Below are 3556 nucleotides of genomic sequence, written 5' to 3'. Positions count from 1 at the left end.
AGCCTTTTAAAGCATTTGTATCAACGGCTAAACTTTTCCAATCGTTTGGGAAGAAAGTTCTTAGAAGATCCCAATCTTCTCTCATCATGGCTTTATCCTCCTATAGAGTGATTAGCGGGATAATTAACATAAAAATACCATGATGAATAAAATTTGTCAATAAAACAAGTTAGCGCTTATGCCCCTTCGCCCACGCCTTCACCTGCACCAACACCGTCTCCAACAACAAGCCCAGAGGAAGAAAACCTCCTGGAAAAATACGCGCCGATTTTGTATATGCACTCTAAGGAGCGATTACATCCTACAAATGTTAAAGTAATGTTGGAAAATTCAGAACTATACGAAAAAATATGTAAAAAAGAAAAAAAAGATGGTACGTGTAAAAAATATAAAGGAGAACAAGTAGATACAAAAGATAAAAAACTTACTACAGATTTGTTAATGAATGATTACAATATGGATGATTACAATGATGATAACTATTATTATCTTCAGCTAAAAAAGAAGGCAGAGAAGAAGGCAAAAAAGGAGGAATGGAAAGAACGACAAACTGTTTATGGCCGTAAATTTATTAGCGAAGAGGATAAAACAAAAACAGTGCTTCAATATTGGTTTTTTTATGTTTACAATGATTGGGGCGGCTCTTATGAAGGCGGTAATAAGCACGAAGGGGACTGGGAAATGATCCAGATTATTTTAGACAGCAATAAGCAGCCATGGAAAATTACCTATTCTTTTCATCGTGGCGGGCAAACATTCTTATGGGATGACAAAGAGGTAAGCAAAAGCGATGATGGAAATCACCCTTTGGTATATATGACTTTGGGGGGGCACGGGTGTTGGAACAAACCTGGAAATCACAAGTGGTATCAAGAACCTGCAACGTGCATGGATTGTACTGATGAGACAGCTGATAATGGTGACGTATTACATCCGGATACTATGTCTAATGCTGAAATTGATGAAATAAAAACGAGTACAAAAAAATATGCTTATGTAATTGAAGACATGACTGATTGGACAGAGGAAAATCAAGATTGGATATATTGGAAAGGGTACTGGGGAAAGCAGACTAAAAAGAAAATGAATAACAAAAGAGATTACGATATTATATACGGGTATAATTCCGGTCCCTCAAGTCCGCCCTACATTGATTACATAGATGATGAAATAGGTGGTCGTTGGGAAAAACCAATATTGTGGGCAACAAGTCCTAAGCCATCAGATTATGAAATTTGTGCTTCTTCCAATATCAAAATTATTGCCCATGATATAGAGGGTAATGTTTCGAACCTTTTGGATAATTGTTCGTTTGATACTTCTTGTGGTGGATGCGCAACCATTAAAATATTGTATTCAGAAAAGGACCAGATATTTGAAGTCTATTCCCTCGACGGCGAAGAAGTAACCCTGAAAATCAGCAGATACAACAGGAATACAAAGGAAGTGTGCGAAGTGGAATTTGACTGGCTTGAAATTCCCAGGAACGGCAAGGCAACACTTAGATTTTCTCCAGATGAAAACCCAAATCTTGAAATGGAAATTGACCACGACCTTAATGGAATTTTTGATTATCGTGTATCGCCAAATTATGTAGAGTTCAGATAAATAATAACCAGAAATTTAAATTAACAGGTCTAATGCCTTTATTAACACGTGTTTTCCCTTTACAGTCAGGAAAAGGAAGATTGAAGGGTAAACGTTACGGCATTGCTTTTTGTTTGTCATTTTTAATACTTATCGGGAGCATTCCCGATTTTTTGTAAAAATGTCATTAGCAGGGGGGAGGGGAAGAATAGTAACTCAAGCTTCCAGCTTGAGGGTAAAACACCACAAGCAGGATGCTTGTGGTACAATGTACAATTAGTTAACCAAAAATCGGGAATGCTCCTGTTCAAACCATGTCCCCCGCTGGCGGGGGTGCAGGGGGTGGACTGGATTTCTCCATCGATACAACTACCAATTCCGGAGGCTGCCATGATACAAAGAAATTGTGTTGTTTTTACAGTATCAGCAATTCTTTTTCTGATAGTATTTTCCATCCCATCGTTGATAGCAAGCCATGAAAACTCAAATAAACAATCATTCAAAAGCTCAATTCCGCAATCTACAATCCAAAACTTGTCCTCGACTTCGACCGGGGATCCGAAATTAGACTCGGCGGCATTTGCCCAGAAAACAAAGAAGCTTCAAATACCCTTTATAGCCAACAACGGACAGGTAGATGAACAGGTGAAATTCTATGCCAATACATTTGGCGGGACGGTGTTCGTGACAAAAGACGGCGAGATTGTGTATGCGTTGCCGAATAATAGTTCAGAGTCGGGAGTTCGATGTTCGAAGAATCAAGAGGCAAAATGCATGATTCAGGGTCCACGAAACATGTCAAATACCACAAATCGTTTATCGTGCATCTTGCATCATGAAGCAAACATCCCATATTGTACCAATTGTCTTTTAGCTGGCATTGCTAAGAATATCGGTCAAGACACCCAGGGAGTTGCCATTAAAGAGACGCTTGTAGGTGGCAGAGTTCATGAGATAACTGGAAATGAAAAGGCTGTAACAAAGGTGAGCTATTTTAAGGGAAATGACACATCTCAATGGAAAACCAATATTTCAGCATATGATGTAGTATCGCTTGGTGAAGTCTACGACGGTATAGAACTCAAATTAAAGGCGTATGGAAATAATGTCGAGAAGCTTTTTTGTGTAAAACCAGATGCAAACCCCGATCAAATACAGGTAAAGCTCAGTGGTGCAAAAGATTTGCGTGTAAATGACGAAGGGCAGCTTGAAGCAGAAACGGAATTGGGGATGGTTAAGTTTACAAAACCCATAGCATATCAGGAAATCGATGGGAATCGGGTGGCGGTAGATGTTGAATACGACATTCAGAATCCAGAAGTCGGGAGACGGAATCAAAAAATTCCAAATTGGAAATCAGCAAGCTACAATAAAACACGGACAAAAAAGTTTGTCCATTCCACCCATAAACACAATCCAAATTCTGAAATCCAAAATCCAAAATTGGAGTACGGCTTCAAAGTCGCCTCTTACGACAAAACATATGAACTAATCATCGACCCCCTACTAGCCTCCACATACCTAGGCGGGTCTGATAATGATTATGTTTATTCCCTTGCCCTCGATACGAGCGGGAATGTATATGTGACGGGGTATACCAAGTCATCAAACTTTCCTACGACGAGCGGGGCATATGATACCTCTTTTACTGGTGGTAATTATCAGGAACATGTCTTTGTCTCGAAGCTGGACGGTGGATTAACGAGCCTGCTGGCATCCACGTTCCTGGGCGGGTCTGATTATGATTGTGGTTATTCTCTAGCCCTCGACACAAGCGGGAATGTATATGTGACGGGGAAGACCGGGTCATCAGACTTTCCGACGACGAGCGGGGCATATGATACCTCTTATAATGGTGGTTATTATGATGTCTTTGTCTCGAAGCTGGACGGTGGATTAACGAGCCTGCTGGCATCCACGTTCCTGGGAGGGTCTGGTCAGGATTATGGTTATTCCCTCGCCCTCGACA

The 3556-nt window shown here is 40.4% G+C and carries 2 protein-coding genes; both read left to right on the top strand.

Features of this window, described 5'->3' with window-relative positions:
- Positions 1-153: 153 nt before the first annotated feature.
- Entirely contained in the window at positions 154-1608 is a 1455-nt protein-coding gene (locus QZT26_RS16850; protein ID WP_295103811.1) for a Vps62-related protein, read from the top strand.
- A 369-nt stretch (positions 1609-1977) separates the two neighbouring features.
- On the top strand, positions 1978-3556 hold a 1579-nt coding region (locus tag QZT26_RS16845; RefSeq protein ID WP_295103809.1), incomplete at its 3' end, for an SBBP repeat-containing protein.

Origin of the sequence: uncultured Candidatus Kuenenia sp. (assembly GCF_900696675.1) — a bacterium.
Lineage (GTDB): Bacteria > Planctomycetota > Brocadiia > Brocadiales > Brocadiaceae > Kuenenia > Kuenenia stuttgartiensis_A.
The sequence above is the reverse complement of the archived record's forward strand: the minus strand, read 5'-3'. Positions and strand labels throughout refer to the sequence as shown.